The sequence below is a fragment of the Micromonospora sp. NPDC049529 genome, assembly GCF_055586685.1.
In genome coordinates this window covers 559,877-576,670 of sequence record NZ_JBVJHT010000001.1, presented here as the reverse complement: position 1 = coordinate 576,670, position 16,794 = coordinate 559,877, and the positions used below count along the sequence as shown (strand labels likewise).

Annotated in this window: 13 protein-coding genes; 6 read left to right on the top strand and 7 right to left on the bottom strand. The window is 72.3% G+C overall.

Going from position 1 to position 16,794, the window contains the following annotated elements; translation table 11 throughout:
* Positions 1–111: 111 nt before the first annotated feature.
* Both rlmB and cysS read right to left on the bottom strand, forming a co-directional pair.
* On the bottom strand, positions 112–1,275 hold the full coding sequence (gene rlmB, locus ACZ6QQ_RS02695; RefSeq protein WP_465873728.1) for a 23S rRNA (guanosine(2251)-2'-O)-methyltransferase RlmB: 1,164 nt from the start codon (positions 1,273–1,275) through the stop codon (positions 112–114).
* The gene (gene cysS / locus ACZ6QQ_RS02690) at positions 1,275–2,690 is read right to left on the bottom strand and encodes a cysteine--tRNA ligase (protein WP_465873726.1); all 1,416 of its coding nucleotides are present in this window, start codon (positions 2,688–2,690) and stop codon (positions 1,275–1,277) included. The genes rlmB and cysS overlap by 1 nt, the downstream gene beginning before the upstream one ends.
* 90 nt (positions 2,691–2,780) lie before the next feature.
* On the opposite strand from cysS, the gene ACZ6QQ_RS02685 reads away from it, so the two are divergent.
* Entirely contained in the window at positions 2,781–3,428 is a 648-nt protein-coding gene (locus ACZ6QQ_RS02685; RefSeq protein ID WP_465873725.1) for an IclR family transcriptional regulator, read from the top strand.
* Between the two features lie 4 nt (positions 3,429–3,432).
* Here the strand turns inward: ACZ6QQ_RS02685 and ACZ6QQ_RS02680 are convergent, their stop codons facing one another.
* The 5 genes from ACZ6QQ_RS02680 to ACZ6QQ_RS02660 all read right to left on the bottom strand — a co-directional run bounded on the left by ACZ6QQ_RS02680 (position 3,433) and on the right by ACZ6QQ_RS02660 (position 11,834).
* Entirely contained in the window at positions 3,433–4,842 is a 1,410-nt protein-coding gene (locus tag ACZ6QQ_RS02680) for a class II fumarate hydratase (RefSeq protein ID WP_465873723.1), read from the bottom strand.
* 52 nt (positions 4,843–4,894) lie between these two features.
* Entirely contained in the window at positions 4,895–7,789 is a 2,895-nt protein-coding gene (locus ACZ6QQ_RS02675; RefSeq protein WP_465873722.1) for an AfsR/SARP family transcriptional regulator, read from the bottom strand.
* Between the two features lie 237 nt (positions 7,790–8,026).
* A complete protein-coding gene (locus ACZ6QQ_RS02670) occupies positions 8,027–9,697 on the bottom strand; it encodes a fumarate hydratase (RefSeq protein WP_465873721.1) in 1,671 nt (556 codons plus the stop codon).
* A 101-nt stretch (positions 9,698–9,798) separates the two neighbouring features.
* Positions 9,799–11,247 carry a PQQ-binding-like beta-propeller repeat protein gene (locus ACZ6QQ_RS02665; protein WP_465873719.1) on the bottom strand — a complete coding sequence of 483 codons (1,449 nt, stop codon included), beginning with the start codon at positions 11,245–11,247 and terminating at the stop codon, positions 9,799–9,801.
* A gap of 26 nt (positions 11,248–11,273) precedes the next feature.
* Positions 11,274–11,834 (bottom strand): Lrp/AsnC family transcriptional regulator, encoded by a 561-nt coding sequence (locus ACZ6QQ_RS02660; RefSeq protein WP_465873718.1) that lies wholly within the window; start codon positions 11,832–11,834, stop codon positions 11,274–11,276.
* Positions 11,835–11,967: 133 nt separating this feature from the next.
* On the opposite strand from ACZ6QQ_RS02660, the gene hppD reads away from it, so the two are divergent.
* From hppD to ACZ6QQ_RS02635, 5 genes are all read left to right on the top strand, one after another.
* A complete protein-coding gene (gene hppD / locus ACZ6QQ_RS02655; RefSeq protein ID WP_465873717.1) occupies positions 11,968–13,176 on the top strand; it encodes a 4-hydroxyphenylpyruvate dioxygenase in 1,209 nt (402 codons plus the stop codon).
* A 10-nt stretch (positions 13,177–13,186) separates the two neighbouring features.
* Positions 13,187–13,933: an RDD family protein gene (locus ACZ6QQ_RS02650; protein WP_465873715.1), complete on the top strand. Its 747-nt coding sequence runs from the start codon at positions 13,187–13,189 to the stop codon at positions 13,931–13,933.
* Positions 13,930–14,970: an RDD family protein gene (locus ACZ6QQ_RS02645; RefSeq protein WP_465873714.1), complete on the top strand. Its 1,041-nt coding sequence runs from the start codon at positions 13,930–13,932 to the stop codon at positions 14,968–14,970. The genes ACZ6QQ_RS02650 and ACZ6QQ_RS02645 overlap by 4 nt, the downstream gene beginning before the upstream one ends.
* The gene (gene hisC / locus ACZ6QQ_RS02640; RefSeq protein ID WP_465873712.1) at positions 14,967–16,085 is read left to right on the top strand and encodes a histidinol-phosphate transaminase; all 1,119 of its coding nucleotides are present in this window, start codon (positions 14,967–14,969) and stop codon (positions 16,083–16,085) included. The genes ACZ6QQ_RS02645 and hisC overlap by 4 nt, the downstream gene beginning before the upstream one ends.
* A 140-nt stretch (positions 16,086–16,225) precedes the next feature.
* Positions 16,226–16,780, top strand: coding sequence for a hypothetical protein (locus ACZ6QQ_RS02635; RefSeq protein ID WP_465873710.1), 555 nt, complete (start codon positions 16,226–16,228; stop codon positions 16,778–16,780).
* Positions 16,781–16,794 lie beyond the last annotated feature (14 nt).

Here is a 16,794-nt window from a genome sequence, read left to right as displayed (position 1 = left end):
CCCTCCCCCCCCCCCTCCCCCTCCCCCTCTCCCCCCCCCCCCCCCCCCCCCCACCCCCCCCCCCCCCCCCCCCCCCCCCCCCCCCCCAACCCCCGCTGCGTGAACAGAATCCTAGAGAGCAGCAGCCCGCCGCCGAGCCACCTCCGCCAACGTCACCGCAGCCGCGACACTGGCGTTCAACGACTCCACCGAAGACATCATCGGAATGCTCACCCGCAGATCACACGTCGCCCCGACCAGGCGCGACAACCCGCGCCCCTCCGAGCCGACCACCACGACCAGCGGCCCGACCGCCGCCTCCAGGTCGTACAGGTCGGTTTCGCCGTCGGCGTCGAGCCCGACCACCATGAACCCGGCCTCCTGGCACGCCTTCAACGACCGGGTCAGGTTCGTGACCTGGCTCACCGGCACCCGCGCCGCGGCGCCCGCGCTGGTCCGCCACGCGGTGGCGGTGATGCCCGCCGCCCGCCGCTCCGGTACGAAGATCCCCTGGGCGCCGAACGCCGCCGCCGACCGGATCACCGCGCCGAGGTTGCGCGGGTCGGTGACCCCGTCGAGCGCGACCAGCAGCGGCGCGGTCTGTTCCAGCGACGCCGTGACCAGGTCCTCGAACGACTGGTACGCGAACGGCGGCACCTGGATGCCGACGCCCTGGTGCAGCACCCCGCCGGTCATCCGGTCCAGCTCGGCCCGGCTGATCTCCAGGATCGCGATCCCCCGGTCGGCGGCGATCCGGACCAGCTCGTTCACCCGGTCGTCGATCTCGATGCCCTGCGCGATGTAGAGCGCCGTCGCCGGTACGTTCGCCCGCAGCGCCTCGACCACCGGGTTCCGCCCGACCAGCAACTCCGGCGCGTCCTTGGCCGGGTTCGACTTGCGCCCCGGCGCGACCCGTGGGCCCCGGCTCGGCTGCTTCACCCCACCCCGGCCACCCGCGCCCCGAGCGGCGCCGGCACCCCGGGTCGCACCGGCGGCCCGGCTGCCCCGACCGCTGCCACCGCCACCGGCGCCCCAGGTGGTGTCCTTCGTGCCCGGCTGACCGATCTTCGGGGCGCGACCCTCCTCGGCCGCCGCCCGGCGCTCCTTGTCCTGCTTCCAGGCGGTGCGCTGCGGCACCTGCTCGGTGCCGGAGTAGCCCTTGTGCCAGGGACGCTCGTCGGCGGGCAGGGTTCGACCCCGGCCGGCGAGCGAGGCCCGGTTCTTGCCGCCGGATCCGGCGGGAGCGCCCTTCTTGGCGGTCACCCGCCGGCCACGCCGCTGTGAATTGCCGGCCATCAGTCCTGTTCTCCGATCGTCCAACGGGGTCCGTGGGGGGTGTCCTCGACCACGACACCAGCGTGCCTGAGCTGGTCGCGCACCCCGTCGGCGGCGGTCCAGTCCTTCCGGGCGCGGGCCTGCGCGCGCTGTTCCAGCGCCAGCGCCACCAACGCGTCGATGACGTCCCGCAGCTCGCCGTCCTGCCCGTGACCGGCCCAGGCCGGATCGAGGGGGTCAACGCCGAGCAGGTCCAGCATGGTGCGGACCGACACCAGCGTACTGCGGGTGGCGTCGTTGTCGTCTTCGGCCAGCGCGTTGTTGCCCTCGCGGAGCGCCTCGTGCAGCACCGCGAGGGCGGCCGAGGTGTTCAGGTCGTCGTCCATCGCGGCGGCGAACTCGGCCGGTACGGCACCCAGCTCGGCCGGGCCGACCCGCTCCACCGCCCGCTGGACGAAGCCCTCCAACCGGCGGTACGCCACGGCGGCCTCGCCGAGCGCCTCGTCGGAGTAGTCGATCCGGGACCGGTAGTGCGGCGAGGCCAGGTAGTAGCGCAGCTCCACCGGGCGTACGCCGAGCGCGGTGACGTGCGCCAGGTCGAGCGCGTTCCCGAGCGACTTGCCCATCTTGGCCTCGCCGAGGTTGAGCAGGCCGTGGTGCACCCAGTACCGGGCGAACGGCAGCCCGGCCGAACGGGACTGGGCGAGTTCGTTCTCGTGGTGCGGGAAGACCAGGTCGAGGCCACCGCCGTGGATGTCGAACTCGGCGCCGAGGTAGCGGCGGCACATCGCCGAGCACTCGATGTGCCAGCCGGGCCGTCCCCGCCCCCACGGCGACGGCCAGGACGCATCCTCCGGTTCCTCCGGTTTGATGCCTTTCCACAGGGCGAAGTCACGGGGATCCCGCTTGCCCCGTTCGAACTCGTCCACCCCGGCCTGCACCGCCTCCAACTGCTGGCCGGAGAGGAAGCCGTAGTCGGGGTCGGACTTCACGTCGAAATAGACGTCGCCCGAGTCGTCACCGGCCGCGTAGGCGTGCCCGCCGTCGATCAGCGCCTGGATCAGCTCGTGCATCTCCGGGATGTGACCGGTCGCCCGAGGCTCGTACGTCGGCGGCGCCACGTTCAGCGTCCGGTACGTGTCAGCCAGGATCACCTCGTTGGCGTACGCGATCGACCAGAACGGGCGGTCCTGCTCGCGGCACTTGACCAGGAGCTTGTCGTCGATGTCGGTCAGGTTCCGGATGAAGGTCACCTCAAGACCGGCGTACGTCAGCCAGCGGCGCAGCACGTCGTAGTTGACCCCGGAGCGAAGGTGGCCGATGTGCGGCGGCCCCTGGAGAGTGAGACCACACAGATAGACCCCCACCTTGCCGGGCTGCCGCGGAACGAAGTCCCGCACCGATCGGGTGGCGGTGTCATATAGGCGTAGCGTCACCGCACCAGGGTAACGGTCACCGGTTTCCGCCGTTGTACGCGCGCGCCCCTGCGCCGTGGTCCGCCAACCACCCCGCCGTACGCTGCGGGTGTGGAGCCGACGGGTCACGCGGGCGAGACGGCACAGACCCTGGATCGGGGCCTGCGCCTGCTGCACCTGGTCGCCGACGCACCCGGCGGACTGACCGTGACCGAGGCGGCGACCCGGCTCGGGGTGGGTCGGGCGGTGGTCTACCGGCTGGTCGGCGCCCTCACCCAGCACGGCATGGTCCGGCGGGACACCGCCGGGCGGCTACGCCTCGGCGTCGGGGTGCTGCACCTGGCCCGACGGGCCCAACCGCTGCTCGCCGAGGCCGCCCTGCCGGCGCTGCGCCGGCTGGCCGAACAGGCCGGGGCGACCGCCCACCTGACCGTGGTCGAGGGCGGCGAGGCGGTCGCGGTCGCGGTGGTCGAGCCGAGCTGGACCTCGTTCCACGTCGCCTACCGGACCGGTTACCGGCATCCGCTGGACCGGGGCGCCGCCGGGCAGGCGATCCTCGCCGGTCGCGCCGGGCGGGCCGAACCGGTCGCCACCACCGGCGAGCTGCAACCCGGGGCGTACGGGGTGGCCGCGCCGGTGCTCGGCGTACCGGGGCTGGAGGCGAGTGTCGGGGTGGTGGCGCTGGCCGCGCTGGACGTACCCGCCGTCGGTGCGCAGGTACGCGCCGCCGCCGACACGATCGGCCGGGCGCTGGCCTGAGCGGTCAGGGGTGGGTCATCCGGAGGACGTCGAGGGCCTGGTCGAGCTGCTCCTCGGTGAGCTTGCCCGCGTCGACGTGACCCCGGGCGAGCACCACCGCCTTGATCGTCGACTCGCTGGCCAGGGCCTCCTTGGCGATCGAGGCCGCCTCGTCGTACCCGAGGTAGCGGTTGAGCGGGGTGACCACCGACGGCGAGCCCTCCGCGTACGCCAGGCAGACCTCCGCGTTCGCGACCAGGCCGGCCACGCAGCGGTCGGCCAGCAGGCGGCTCACGGCGGCCAGCAGGCGGATCGACTCCAGCAGGTTGCGGCCCATCACCGGGAGCATCACGTTGAGTTCGAAGTCGCCCTGGGAGCCGGCGAAGGCGACGGTGGCGTCGTTGCCGATCACCTGGGCGCTGACCTGGCGGACCGCCTCGCAGACCACCGGGTTGACCTTGCCGGGCATGATCGACGAGCCGGGCTGGAGGTCGGGGATCTGCAACTCGCGCAGGCCGGCGCGCGGCCCGGAGCCCATCCAGCGGATGTCATTGGCGATCTTGTAGAGGCCGACCGCGATCGTCCGGAGCTGACCGGACGCCTCCACCAGCGCGTCCCGCGCGCCCTGCGCCTCGAAGTGGTTGCCCGCCTCGGTCACCGGCACGCCGGTCTGCTCGCGCAGCTTCGCGATCACCGCCGGGGCGAACCCGGCCGGGGTGTTGATCCCGGTGCCGACCGCCGTCCCGCCCAGCGGCAGCTCGGCCAGCCGGGGCAGCACCGACTCGATCCGGTCGGCGCCGTACCGGACCTGGGTGGCGTAGCCGGAGAACTCCTGCCCGAGGGTGACCGGAGTGGCGTCCATCAGGTGCGTACGACCGGCCTTCACCACCGTGGAGAACTCCTCCACCTTGGAACGCAGGGTCAGTTCGAGGTGCCGCAGCGCCGGGACCAGGTCCTGGATCACCGACTGGGTGGCCGCCAGGTGGATCGACGACGGGAAGACGTCGTTGCTGGACTGGGAGGCGTTCACGTGGTCGTTCGGGTGCACGTCACGACCCAGCTCACGGGTGGCCAGCGTGGCGATCACCTCGTTGGCGTTCATGTTCGACGAGGTGCCGGAGCCGGTCTGGAACACGTCCACCGGGAACTGGTCGTCGTAGCCGCCGTCGGCGACGTGCGCCGCCGCCGTCGCGATCGCCGCCGCGATGTCCGCGTCGACCACGCCCAGCTCCGCGTTGACCTGGGCCGCCGCGCCCTTGATCTGGGCCAGGGCACGGATGTGCGCCGGTTCCAGCCCACGCCCGGAGATGGGGAAGTTCTGCACCGCCCGCTGGGTCTGGGCCCGCCACAACGCCTCGGCGGGTACCTCGACCTCGCCCATGGTGTCCCGCTCGACCCGGTAGCCCGTCGTCACTGATGTGCTCACGCGTTCCATCCTGCCGCGCGTCGCGCCGAACCGCAGATGATCCGGGTCACCGACCGGTGAGTCACTGGCCGGCGACGAGGGCGAGGTCCCGCCGGCAGGCGGTCATCCCGTCCCGCGCCCGCGTCCGCCCGGCCAGGTACGCCAGGGTGGTGGCCGCCGCGAACGCCCGCTCGTACAGGGCCAGCGGGCTGACCCGGTCACCGGTGTCCCAGACCGCCTGCGCCAGGTCGACCTGGCAGTCGACCAGTATCCGCGTCTCGCCGAACTCCTGGAGGATCCGCAGCGCGTCGTGCAGCACACCGACCGCCTCCTCGTCCCGGCCCAGCCCGCGCAGGGTCAGCCCGAGACTGTGCAGGACCTCGCCCTCGGTGAGCCGGTCGGCGGTCGCGACGGCCCGCCGCAACGCGGCGGTGAGCAGCCGGTGAGCCGGGCGGTGGTGGCCCAGCCGGGCCCGGATGTGCCCGGCGTTGCAGAGCGCGGTGGTCAGGTTCCGGTCGGTGCCGTACACCCGGGCCAGGAAGATGCTGTGCCGGGCCAGCGGCAGCGCCTCGGCCAGCCGGCCCATCTGCAGATACAGATCACTGAGCGCCTGCGGCAGCCGGAGCAGGGACAGCGCCTGGTTGCCCCAACCCCTCGCCGCCAGCCGGATGTGCCGCTCCGCCTCCTCGAACTTCCCCATGTGGGTGAGGACGCCGCTCAGGTTCGTCCGGACCCGGGCCATCCCGACCGGGTCCCCGTGCTCCTCGTACACCGACAGCGCCAGTTCGAGCTCACGTTTCGCCGCCGCCCACTGCCCGGCCCGGTAGTGCCCCGAGGCGACCTGGATGCGCAGCGACGCGACCAGGCTCGGCTCACCGAGCCGAGACGCCGACACGATCGCCTGCTGATGGGTGTCGATCAGGTCGTCGTGGTAGCCGCGCAGGTAGAGGTAGAACCAGAGCGCCCGGGACAGCACGCAGGCGTACGTGTCGTGCTGGTGCGCGGCGGCGTACCGGACCGCGCGGACCACGGTGCTCCGGTCCGGCTCCAACCGGTCCAGCCCGGTCTCGGCGGAGGCGGGCAGCAGGTCCGGGCGCAGCGGGTTCGCCGGCTCGTGCCCGGTCAACGGCACGGTCAACGGTTCCATCGGCCGGGTCACCCGGGCGACCAGGTGGAACAGGTGGTCCAACAGCCCGGTCGTGGCCGTCCGCCGTACCTGCGGCGGGTCGGTCGCGACCAGGTTCGCCGCGTACTGGCGCATCAGGTCGTGGAACCGGAACCGCCCGGCCGCCGGTTCTTCGAGCAGGTGCCCGTCGACCAGGTCGTCGAGCAGGTCCCGGGCGGCGAGCAGGGTGTCGCCGGTGAGCGCCGCCGCGGCCGCCGCGTCGAACGACTCCCCCGGATGCAGCGCCAGCAGCCGGAGCATCCGCTGCGCCGGCGCCGGCAACTGGGCGTACGACAGGGTGAAGGCCCCGGCCACCGTCCGTTCCTCGGCCGCCAGCTCGGTCAGCACCGCCCCGTCGTCGGCGAGCCGGTCGTGAAGGTCGGTGACCGTCCACCGGGGCCGGTGCGCCAGCCGGGCACCGGCCAGCCGGATCGCCAACGGCAGGTAGCCGCACCTGCGGACCACCTCGGCGGCCGCCGCCGGCTCGGCGCGTACCCGCTCCGGGCCGGCGATCCGGGCCAGCAGCTCCACCGCCTCGTCCGGGTTGAACACCGGCAACGGGTACGGCTGCACCCCGTCCAACCCGACCAGCCGCCGTCTGGTGGTGACCAGCACCAGGCAGCCGGCACCCGCCGGCAGCAGCGGCCCCACCTGCTGGGCGCTGGCCGCGTTGTCGAGCACGATCACCGCCCGCCGCCCGGCGAGTTCGGTACGCCAGCGGCCGAGCCGCCCGTCGAAGTCCGCCGGGATCCGCTCGCCGTCGACGCCGAGCTGCCGCAGCAGGGTCACCAGTGCGGCGGCCGGGTCGACCGGGCTGCGTTCGCTGTGCCCGTGCAGGTCGAGGAAGAGGTGGGCGTCCGGGTAGCGGTCCGCGAGCGACGTGGCCAGGTGTACGGCGAGAGCGGTCTTCCCGCTCCCGGCCATCCCCTCGACCAGCACCACCACCGGTCTGGCCGGCTCGGCGGTCGCGATCGCGTGCCGTACCCGGCCGAGCAGTTCCGCCCGCCCGGTGAAGTCGGGTACGTCGCGCGGCAGGCACCGGGCCGGTGCCGCCTCGTCGTCGCCGGTCACCTCGTCGGGCAGTTCACCGGCGAGGATCCGGCGGTGCAGGTCCCGCAGTTCGGCGCCGGGCTCGATGCCGAGTTCGTCGGCGAGTGCGCGCCGGGCGTCCCGGTAGACGGCGAGGGCGTCGGCCTGCCGTCCGACCGCGCAGAGGGCACGCATCAGTTGGCTGCGCAGCCGCTCCCGCAGCGGGTGCCGGGCGATCAGGTCGGTCAGCTCACCGATCAGCTCACCGTCGTGGCCCAGCCGCAGCTCGACCTCGACCCACTCCTCGGTGACCACGGTGCGTTCCTCGTCCAGCGCGATCGCGGCCCGGCGTACGCCGGCACCGCCGATCCCGCCGAGCGCGGGCCCCCGCCAGAGGGCCAGCGCGGCCCGGAAGTGCAACCGGGCGGCGGGCAGGCGCCCGGCGCTCACCTCGGCCCGCGCGGCGTCGACCAGTTGGCTGAACGCCTGCGCGTCCGACTCGACCGTGCCGGGCCGGAAGCCGTACCCGACCGGGTCGGTGACGATGACGTCGTTGCCCGCGCCCGCCTGGGCGAACAGCCGGCGCAGCCGGGACACGCAGGTCTGCAACTGGGCCCGGGAGGTGGCCGGTGGGTCGTCGCCCCAGACCGCGTCCACCAGGTCGTCGACCGGTACGGGTCGGCCGGCTCGCAGCAGCAGCATGCCGAGCACGATCCGGTCCCGACCCGCGGTGACCGTGACTCCACCGTCCACTTCCAGCGGACCCAGGATTCCGAAGCGCATTCCCCGCCCTCGTGCGACCAGCGATGATCAAAGAGTAGCCCGGACAACACAGTCGATGATCAGCCGGACGATAGCGGGGCGGGAGTGATTCGAGAGCGCTTCCGGGCACGATGCGCACCGGGTCCCCGGCTTACGTCGGTCTGCCCTGATCGGGGGCGGTGCACCCGTCGCCGTTGGGCGGCGGGTGCACCGGGCGGTCGTACCGGTCCGCGGGGTGGTTTGCGGGTGGTGGCGCGGTCAGCGCCGGCCGACGGTCAGGACCGGCTTGGTCACCTCGGCGAAGAAGTCGTTGCCCTTGTCGTCGACGACGACGAAGGCGGGGAAGTCCTCGACCTCGATCCGCCAGATCGCCTCCATGCCGAGCTCCGGGTACTCCAGCACCTCGACCCGCTTGATGCAGTCCTGGGCCAGCCGGGCGGCGGGGCCGCCGATCGAGCCGAGGTAGAAGCCGCCGTGTTCGTGGCAGGAGCGGGTGACCTGGCCGGACCGGTTGCCCTTGGCGAGCATCACCTGCGAGCCGCCGGCCGCCTGGAACTTCTCCACGTACGCGTCCATCCGGCCGGCGGTGGTCGGACCGAACGAGCCGGAGGCGTAACCCTCGGGGGTCTTGGCCGGACCGGCGTAGTAGACCGCGTGGTCGCGCAGGTACTGCGGCATCGGCTCACCGGCGTCGAGCCGCTCGGCGATCTTCGCGTGGGCGATGTCGCGGGCCACCACCAGCGGGCCGGTGAGCGAGAGCCGGGTCTTGACCGGGTACTTCGACAGCTCGGCCCGGATCTCGTCCATCGGCCGGTTGAGGTCGATCCGGACCACCTCGGACCCGGCGTCGAGCTGGGTGTCGGTCACATCCGGCAGGAAGCGCGCCGGGTCGGTCTCCAGCCGCTCCAGCCAGACCCCGGACGGCGTGATCTTCGCCACCGCCTGCCGGTCGGCCGAGCACGAGACGGCGATCGCCACCGGGCAGGAGGCGCCGTGCCGGGGCAGCCGGACCACCCGTACGTCGTGGCAGAAGTAGCGGCCACCGAACTGGGCGCCGATGCCGAACTGGCGGGTCAGCTCCAGCACCTCCGCCTCCAGTTCGATGTCCCGGAAGCCGTGCGCCAGCATGGACCCCTCGGTCGGCAGCGCGTCGAGGTACTTCGCCGAGGCGAGCTTGGCGGTCTTCAGCGCGTACTCGGCGGAGGTGCCGCCGATGACGATCGCCAGGTGGTACGGCGGGCAGGCGGCGGTGCCGATCAGCCGCAGCTTCTCCTCCAGGAACTGCATCATCCTGGTCGGGTTCAGCAGAGCCTTGGTCTCCTGGTAGAGGTACGACTTGTTGGCCGAGCCGCCGCCCTTGGCCATGAACAGGAACTTGTACGCGTCCGGGTACCCGTCCGGGTCCTCGGCGTAGATCTCCACCTGGGCGGGCAGGTTGCTGCCGGTGTTGCGTTCGTCCCACATGGTGAGCGGGGCGAGTTGCGAGTAGCGCAGGTTGAGCCGGGTGTAGGCCTGGTAGACCCCGCGCGACACCGCCTCGTGGTCGGACCCGTCGGTGAGCACGTGCCGGCCGCGCTTGCCCATCACGATCGCGGTGCCGGTGTCCTGGCACATCGGCAGCACCCCGCCGGCCGCGATGTTCGCGTTGCGCAGCAGGTCGAGCGCGACGAACCGGTCGTTCGGCGAGGCGGCCGGATCCTCGATGATCGACCGGAGCTGGGCCAGGTGCGCGGGGCGCAGGTAGTGCGCGATGTCGTGCATCGCCTCGGCGGTCAGCGCGGTCAGCGCGGCGGGCTCCACGGTGAGGAAACGCCGGCCACCCGGCCCGTGTACCACGTCGACACCCTCGTCGGTGATCAGCCGGTACTCGGTCTGGTCGGCACCGACGGGGAGCAAGGGAGCGTAGGAGAACGCGGCGGCACTGCTCATGACCGGAAAGCCTAGGCCAGCCGACCGGAACCGTCCTACCCGCCGGTCGCCTCCGGTGCGGTGCCGCTCCTCCGCCGCGCGTGGCGCGGTCCCGGCCGCGCTCAACCGTCCTTGCCGGGGCCGGCAGGGCGGCACTGTTCCATCTTCGGCCCGCCGCAGGTCGGCCCGGTGTCACCGGGACCCGCCCCCGGTCCGGGCGGTGCGCCGGGGCCGCCGGGCCCCGGTCCGGGTACGCCGGCAGTCGTGCTGAATTGGACATAACCGATGTCCCGCCCGTCGCCGATGACCATCCCGCCCGGACCGACCGCGAGCACCCTGGCCGAGGTGGCGAGGGTGAGCAGCTCACGCCCGCTGAGCGGGTCGAGGGCGAGCACCCGGTTCGGTTTCTCGTCGACCAGCACCGCCGCCCAGCGGGTCAGCGTGGCGGCCCCCTCGGGGCTCAGCGGGCGGTTCCAGCGGGGCGCCTCGCGGGCCAGCTCACGGCCGATGACGGTGCGGTGGTCGGCCGAGCGGACCAGCGCGTACCGGTCGTCGACGGCGAGCAGTTTCTCGCCTTCGGCGCCGGACCAGAGCACCCGCCCGTCGTACCCGTCGAGGATCGTCTCGCGGCCGTCCGGGCCGACGCCGACCAGCACGCTCTGGCCGCCCTGCGGATCCTCCCGCTGGACGCAGCCGCCCGCGTTCGCCGTACGCAGGTTGATTCCGGAGCGGCGCCAGACCTCCTGGCCGGTGATCGGGTCACGGGCCACCACGGTGAAGTAGCAGCTGCCGTCCTCGGCCCGCGCCTCGATTCGCAGCATCCGCCCGCCGACCACCACCAGCCGGTCGGCCCGGCCGGGTTGTACGTCGCGCAGCACCCGGCCGGTGGCGGTGTCCACGATGTGCACCCGGCCGTCGACCGGGAAGCCGAGCAGCGACGGCATCGTCTCCGGGCCGCTCGCGTCGTCGGCGACGAGTTTGGTGGTCAGCCGTCGGGTGCCGAGCACCTCCGGGTTGTCGGCGAAGAGTCCGGTGCCGACACCGGGCAGGAACGCGGTCCAGACCGGTTTGGTGCCGCGCGGGTCCCACCGGGTCAGGGTGCATTCGCGCGGGTCGGAGCAGCGGACGTCGAGCAGCGCGTTGCGGTAGGTCCAGACCCCGCTCGCCCTGGTGTCGCGGCGGCGTACCGCACCGGACTCGGGGTCGATCAGCTCGTACCCCTTCTCCAGGAGCTTGCCGACGGCGACGACCGGGTCGGTTTCGCCACCGGCGACCGCGGCCCAGTCGGCCTTGCGTTCCCAGAGCTTGCCGCCGGTCGCCAGGCTGCGCGACTCCACGAAGGTACGTTGTTCGACCACGACGGTGCTGCCGGCGATGGTGACGCTCTGCGGTGTGCCGCCGACCCGCTGCTGCCAGACCACGTCCGGTTCGGAGAGTGGTTGGCTGCGGTTGATCCAGGACACCACGTTGGGGAAGGGGTTCCAGACCCCGGTGGCCGAGAGCACGATGACCGCGACCAGCATGAAGGCGAGGAACCACTTCGCGCTCCGCCCGGCGCTCCCCTTCGCCATCCGGCTACCGTAGCGACGCGCGGGGGTCAAACGCGGGAGGGCTCGCCGCCGGGATCTTCCGGAGTTGGCCGTACGACCCCGGCCCCGGCCGTGCTCCCGGCGCCGGTCGCGGCCGAGCGGACCAGCGGCAGCACCCGGTACGGGATCTGCTCGGCCAGCGCGATGATCGTCGAGGCGCGGGCGATTCCCGCGTACGACACGATCTGGTCGATGACGCGTTGCAGGTCGGCGTTGGACCGGGCGACGATCCGGCAGAGCATGTCGCCGGAGCCGGTGATGGTGTGCGCCTCCAGCACCTCGGGGATCCGCCGCAGGTGGGCGGCGACCGGGTCGTGGCCGTGCCGCTGGCTGATCTCCAGGGTGACGAAGGAGGTCACCCCGAAGCCGATCGCGGCCGGTGCCAGGTCCGGGCCGAAGCCTCGGATCACCCCTCGGGCCAGCAGTTTGTCGAGCCGGGCCTGGACCGTGCCACGGGCCACCCGCAGCCGGCGGGAGCATTCGAGCACCCCGATCCGAGGCTCGGCGGCGAGCAGGTCGATCAGTCTGGCGTCCAGCCGATCGAGCTGGACATCCTGTGCAGCGGTCACGGTGGTTGACCATACCGAATGTGCAAGCTGACCAGCGGAAAACGTGACGGTTGCTCACCCGACTGGCGAGACGAGATCCTCGCCACAGGACGGCTGCTCATCGGCGGGCGCCGGCACGGAGGGAGTCGCGACCATGACCCAGGCGATCGATCGACCCTCGCCCGACATCCAGGACGTCGACGTCGACGTGCTGGTGGGCGCGGTCGACCACGACATCTCGGCCGACCCGTTCCCGGTGCGCGGCATCGACCACATCCAGTTCCTGGTCGGCAACGCGAAGCAGGCCGCGCACTACTACTCGACCGCCTTCGGCATGACCTGTGTCGCGTACCGGGGGCCGGAGCAGGGCTTCCGCGACCACGCCGAGTACGTGCTGACCAGCGGTTCGGCCCGGTTCGTGCTGACCGGCGCGGTACGGGCGAACGCGCCCGGCACCGAGCACGTGGCCAGGCACAGCGACGGGGTGCAGGACATCGCGCTGGAGGTGCCGGACGTGAACGCCGCGTACGACCACGCGCTCACCCAGGGCGCCACCGCGATCGTCGCCCCGTACGACGTGACGGACGCCTACGGCACGGTCCGGATGGCGACCATCGCCGCGTACGGCGACACCCGGCACACCCTGGTCGACCGGTCCGGGTACACCGGGCCGTTCCTGCCCGGCTTCGTGGCCCGTGGGCCGATCGTGGACCGGCAGCCGTTGATCGACGCGGGCGTCCAGCCGAAGCGGTTCTTCCAGGCCGTCGACCACGTGGTCGGCAACGTCGAGTTGGGCCGGATGGACGAGTGGGTGGAGTTCTACCGGCGGGTGATGGGCTTCACCAACATGGCCGAGTTCGTCGGCGACGACATCGCGACCGACTACTCGGCGCTGATGTCGAAGGTGGTGGCGAGCGGCACCCGCAAGGTCAAGTTCCCGCTGAACGAGCCGGCGGTGGCGCGCAAGAAGTCGCAGATCGACGAGTACCTGGAGTTCTACGGCGGCCCCGGCGCGCAGCACATCGCGGTCGCCACGAACGACATCCTGGCCAGCGTGGACGCGATGCGGGCGGCCGGGGTGGAGTTCCTGGACACCCCGGACTCGTACTACGACGACCCGGAGCTGCGGGAGCGGATCGGCAACGTACGGGCGCCGATCGAGGAGCTGAAGGCCCGCAAGATCCTGGTCGACCGGGACGAGGACGGCTACCTGTTGCAGATCTTCACCAAGCCGGTCCAGGACCGGCCGACGGTCTTCTTCGAGTTGATCGAACGGCACGGCTCGCTCGGCTTCGGCAAGGGCAACTTCAAGGCGTTGTTCCAGGCGATCGAGCGGGAGCAGGAAGCGCGCGGGAACCTGTAACACTGTCCGCGTGACCGCCCCGCCCCCACCCTCGTCGCCGCCGCCCGGCGGGACCCCCACCCCTCACCCCCAGGGGCAGGTCCCGCCGGGCGGCCACCTCCCGTCGCAGGCCGGGCCACCGCCCGGCCAGCCGTCGCTCTGGTACGCCTCACCGCCGCCGCACCCGGTCCCCGGCCAGCCGCCGTACTTCCGGCCCGGCTTCCCTACCCCGCCGCCGGTGAGTCCGTCCGGTCAGCCGCTGGCCGAGTTCTCCGACCGGTTCCTGGCCGGGCTGGTGGACTACGGCATCTACTTCCTGGCCAGCATGGTTTTCAGCGTACCCATGATGATCTTCTACCTGACCCGGACGCTGCCGGCACTGTTCGAGACGACCCCGGACGGCGCGCTGGTCGAGCCCGACTTCTTCGGCGCGCTGCGGCCGCTACTCCTGCTCCAGTTGGCCCTGGTCGTGGTCCTGCTGGCGCTGGCGTACGTCTACCACGTCGAGATGATGTTCCGGTCCGGGCAGACCCTCGGTAAGCGGATCATGAAGATCCGGGTGGTGCCGCTCGACCCGCAGGCGACCCTCACCCGTGCCGCCGCGGCCAAGCGCTACCTGGTCCAGTTCGTGGCGGCCGGGTTCGTACCCGGCCTGAGCTACCTCGACGGACTGTGGCAACTGTGGGACAAGCCGTACCAACAGTGCCTCCACGACAAGGCCGCCCGAACCGTGGTGGTTAAGGTTCCCAGGGTGAACGAACTGAGGTTGGCACCATGACGGTGCAACCGGGCTGGTACACCGACCCCGCCGAGCCGAGCACCCAGCGCTACTGGGACGGCGGCGGATGGATCGGTGCGCCACTGCCCGCCGATGCGACCCCACCGCCGGGACCCCCACCCGCCGAGCCGGAGCCACCGACCAGCCCGGCCGCCCAGACGCCGACCACGGGCGGAACCGGAACACCGGGCGGGACGACCACCACCGCCGCCCCGACAGCGGGTCCGACCAGCGGGCTGCCCGGCGTACCGGGGTCACCGGTCCAGCCGGGCCCGCCCGGCGCACCGCCGGCCAACGGCGTACCACCGTGGCCCGGCGCGGCCGGTCCGGCCTGGCCGGGCCAGCAGCCCGCCGGCCCCTACCCGCCGAACCAGGGCGCCCCGATGCCGCCCGCCTGGGGCTACCCGCCCTACCCGCTTCCCGCGCAGGAACCACGGCCGCACGGCAAACCGCTGGCGCCACTCGGTGCCCGGATCGCCGCCCGGCTGATCGACATCGTCGCCGTGCTGCTGCTCAACGTCGTGGTCAACGGCTGGTTCGTCTACCGGTACGTCCAGGAGATCGGCCCGGTCTACCGGGAGATCTGGCGCCGCTCCGTGGCCGGCGACCGCTCCACCGAGGGGCTGCCCCCGGTCAGCCAGCAGGCCGACTGGCTGCTCCTGGTCATCCTGGTGATCGCCGTCGCGCTCTGGTTCGCCTACGAGGTGCCGTCGATGGCGAACACCGGACAGACCCTCGGCAAGCGGCTGCTCCGGCTCAAGGTCGTCCCGCTCGCCAACGGTGAACAGCTCGGCTTCGGCCGCTCCGCCCGCCGGTGGAACACCCTCGGCCTGCCGACCTTCTTCTGGTACTGCTGCGGTCTCGGCCTCCTGCTGCAAATCGTCGACTGCGCCTTCGCGCTCTTCGACCGACCGCTGCGACAGGCCCTGCACGACAAACGCGCGCAGACCGTCGTCGTACGGCTCGACCGGTCGGTTGCCCCGTCCCCGCCGCCCACGGCGAACCGTACCGACACTCCCGGAGGTCCCACGTCATGACCGGTCGCGACCGCACCCAACCGTCCCGCCTGACCCGCCCCGACCTTGCCGCGCTGCCGAGCTACGTGCCGGGGCGCAGCCCCGCCGACCTGGCCCGCGAACTCGGCCTGCCGGAGGCGATCAAGCTGGCCAGCAACGAGGTCCCGTTCGGCCCGCTGCCGGGTGTGGTGGAGGCGATCACCGAGGCCGCGGCCGGGTCGCACCGCTATCCCGACCTCGCGGCGGTCGCCCTGCGCGAGGCCCTCGCCGAGCACTACGGGGTCACCGCCGACCGGATCGCGACCGGCTGTGGTTCGGTGGCGCTCGCCGAACACCTGGTCCGCGCCACCAGCCTCCCCGGCGACGAGGTGCTCTACTCGTGGCGGTCCTTCGAGGCGTACCCGATCATCACCGCGACCAGCGGCGCGACCAGCGTACGGGTGCCGAACACCGGCGGGCACGGGCACGACCTGGCGGCGATGGCCGGTGCGATCACCGACCAGACCCGGCTGATCTTCGTCTGCAACCCGAACAACCCGACCGGCACCAGCCTGCGCCGGGCCGAGTTGGACCGGTTCCTGGAGGCGGTGCCGGACGACGTGCTGGTGGTGTTCGACGAGGCGTACCGGGAGTTCGTCACCGACCCGGACGTGCCGGACGCGTTGACCGCCTACGGCGACCGGCCGAACGTGGTGGTGCTGCGGACGCTGTCCAAGGCGTGGGGGCTGGCCGGGCTGCGGATCGGTTTCCTGATCGCGCATCCGGAGGTGGCCGCCACCGTCCGCAAGGTGGTCATCGCCTTCTCCAGCAACATCGTCGCCCAGGCTGCCGCGCTCGCCGCGCTCACCCAGGCCGAGGAGGTACGCCGCCGCTGCGCGCTGGTGGTGGCCGAGCGGGACCGGGTCACCGAGGCGCTGCGCAAACTCCTGCCGGAGGTGCCGGAGAGTCAGGCGAACTTCGTCTGGCTGCCGTTGTCCGGCGTACCGGGGCAGGGTGACCGGGCGGCCGAGTTCGCCCGCGTGTGCGAGTCGCGGGGCGTGATCGTCCGCCCGTTCGCCGGTGAGGGCGTACGGGTCACCATCGGCACCCCGGCGGAGAACGACGCCTTCCTCGCCGTGGCCGAATCAGCCCTCTGAGCCCCGTCTCGGCGACTCTTCCATTTGGTCCGTTTTGGGAGTATAAAAGCGCGATCTGGCTTATGTTTCGAAGTGCCGCGTGACGCCGCACCTGAGCGACACGACCGAATCGACACTTCAAGGAAGCTGAGGCAAGACCCGTGCGCATTGGCAAAATTCTCATCGTCGGCACGGCCGCCATCGCGGCCGTAGGGCTCGCCGCCGCACCGGCTGCGGCGGCGCCCACCGCCGACACCGTCGTCACCTTCGACATCGAAGCCGGCACCCTGGACATCGTCGCGCCCGCCGCCGCCGACCTCGGCGGCGGCGCGCCCGGAACCGACATCACCGGACCGATCGGCCCGGTCACCGTCACCGACTCCCGCGCCTCGGCCGACGCCTCGTGGGAAGTCACCGTGACCTCGACCAACTTCACCACGGGCACGGGCACTCCCTCCGAGGTGATCCTGGCCACCGAGGTGGAGTACTGGTCGGGCCCGGCAACGGCGACCACGGGTGACGGCACGTTCACTCCCGGCCAGCCCACCGTGGCCGACGCGGAGCCGCTGGACAACGTCGTGCCGGTCATCGCCTTCACCCACACCGGCGGCACCGGAAACAACACCGCCACCTGGAACCCGACCCTGATCGTCCACGCACCGCTGGACAGCGAGGCCGGCACCTACACCGGGACGGTGACGCATTCGGTGGCGTAGCCGCCGGAGCCGGT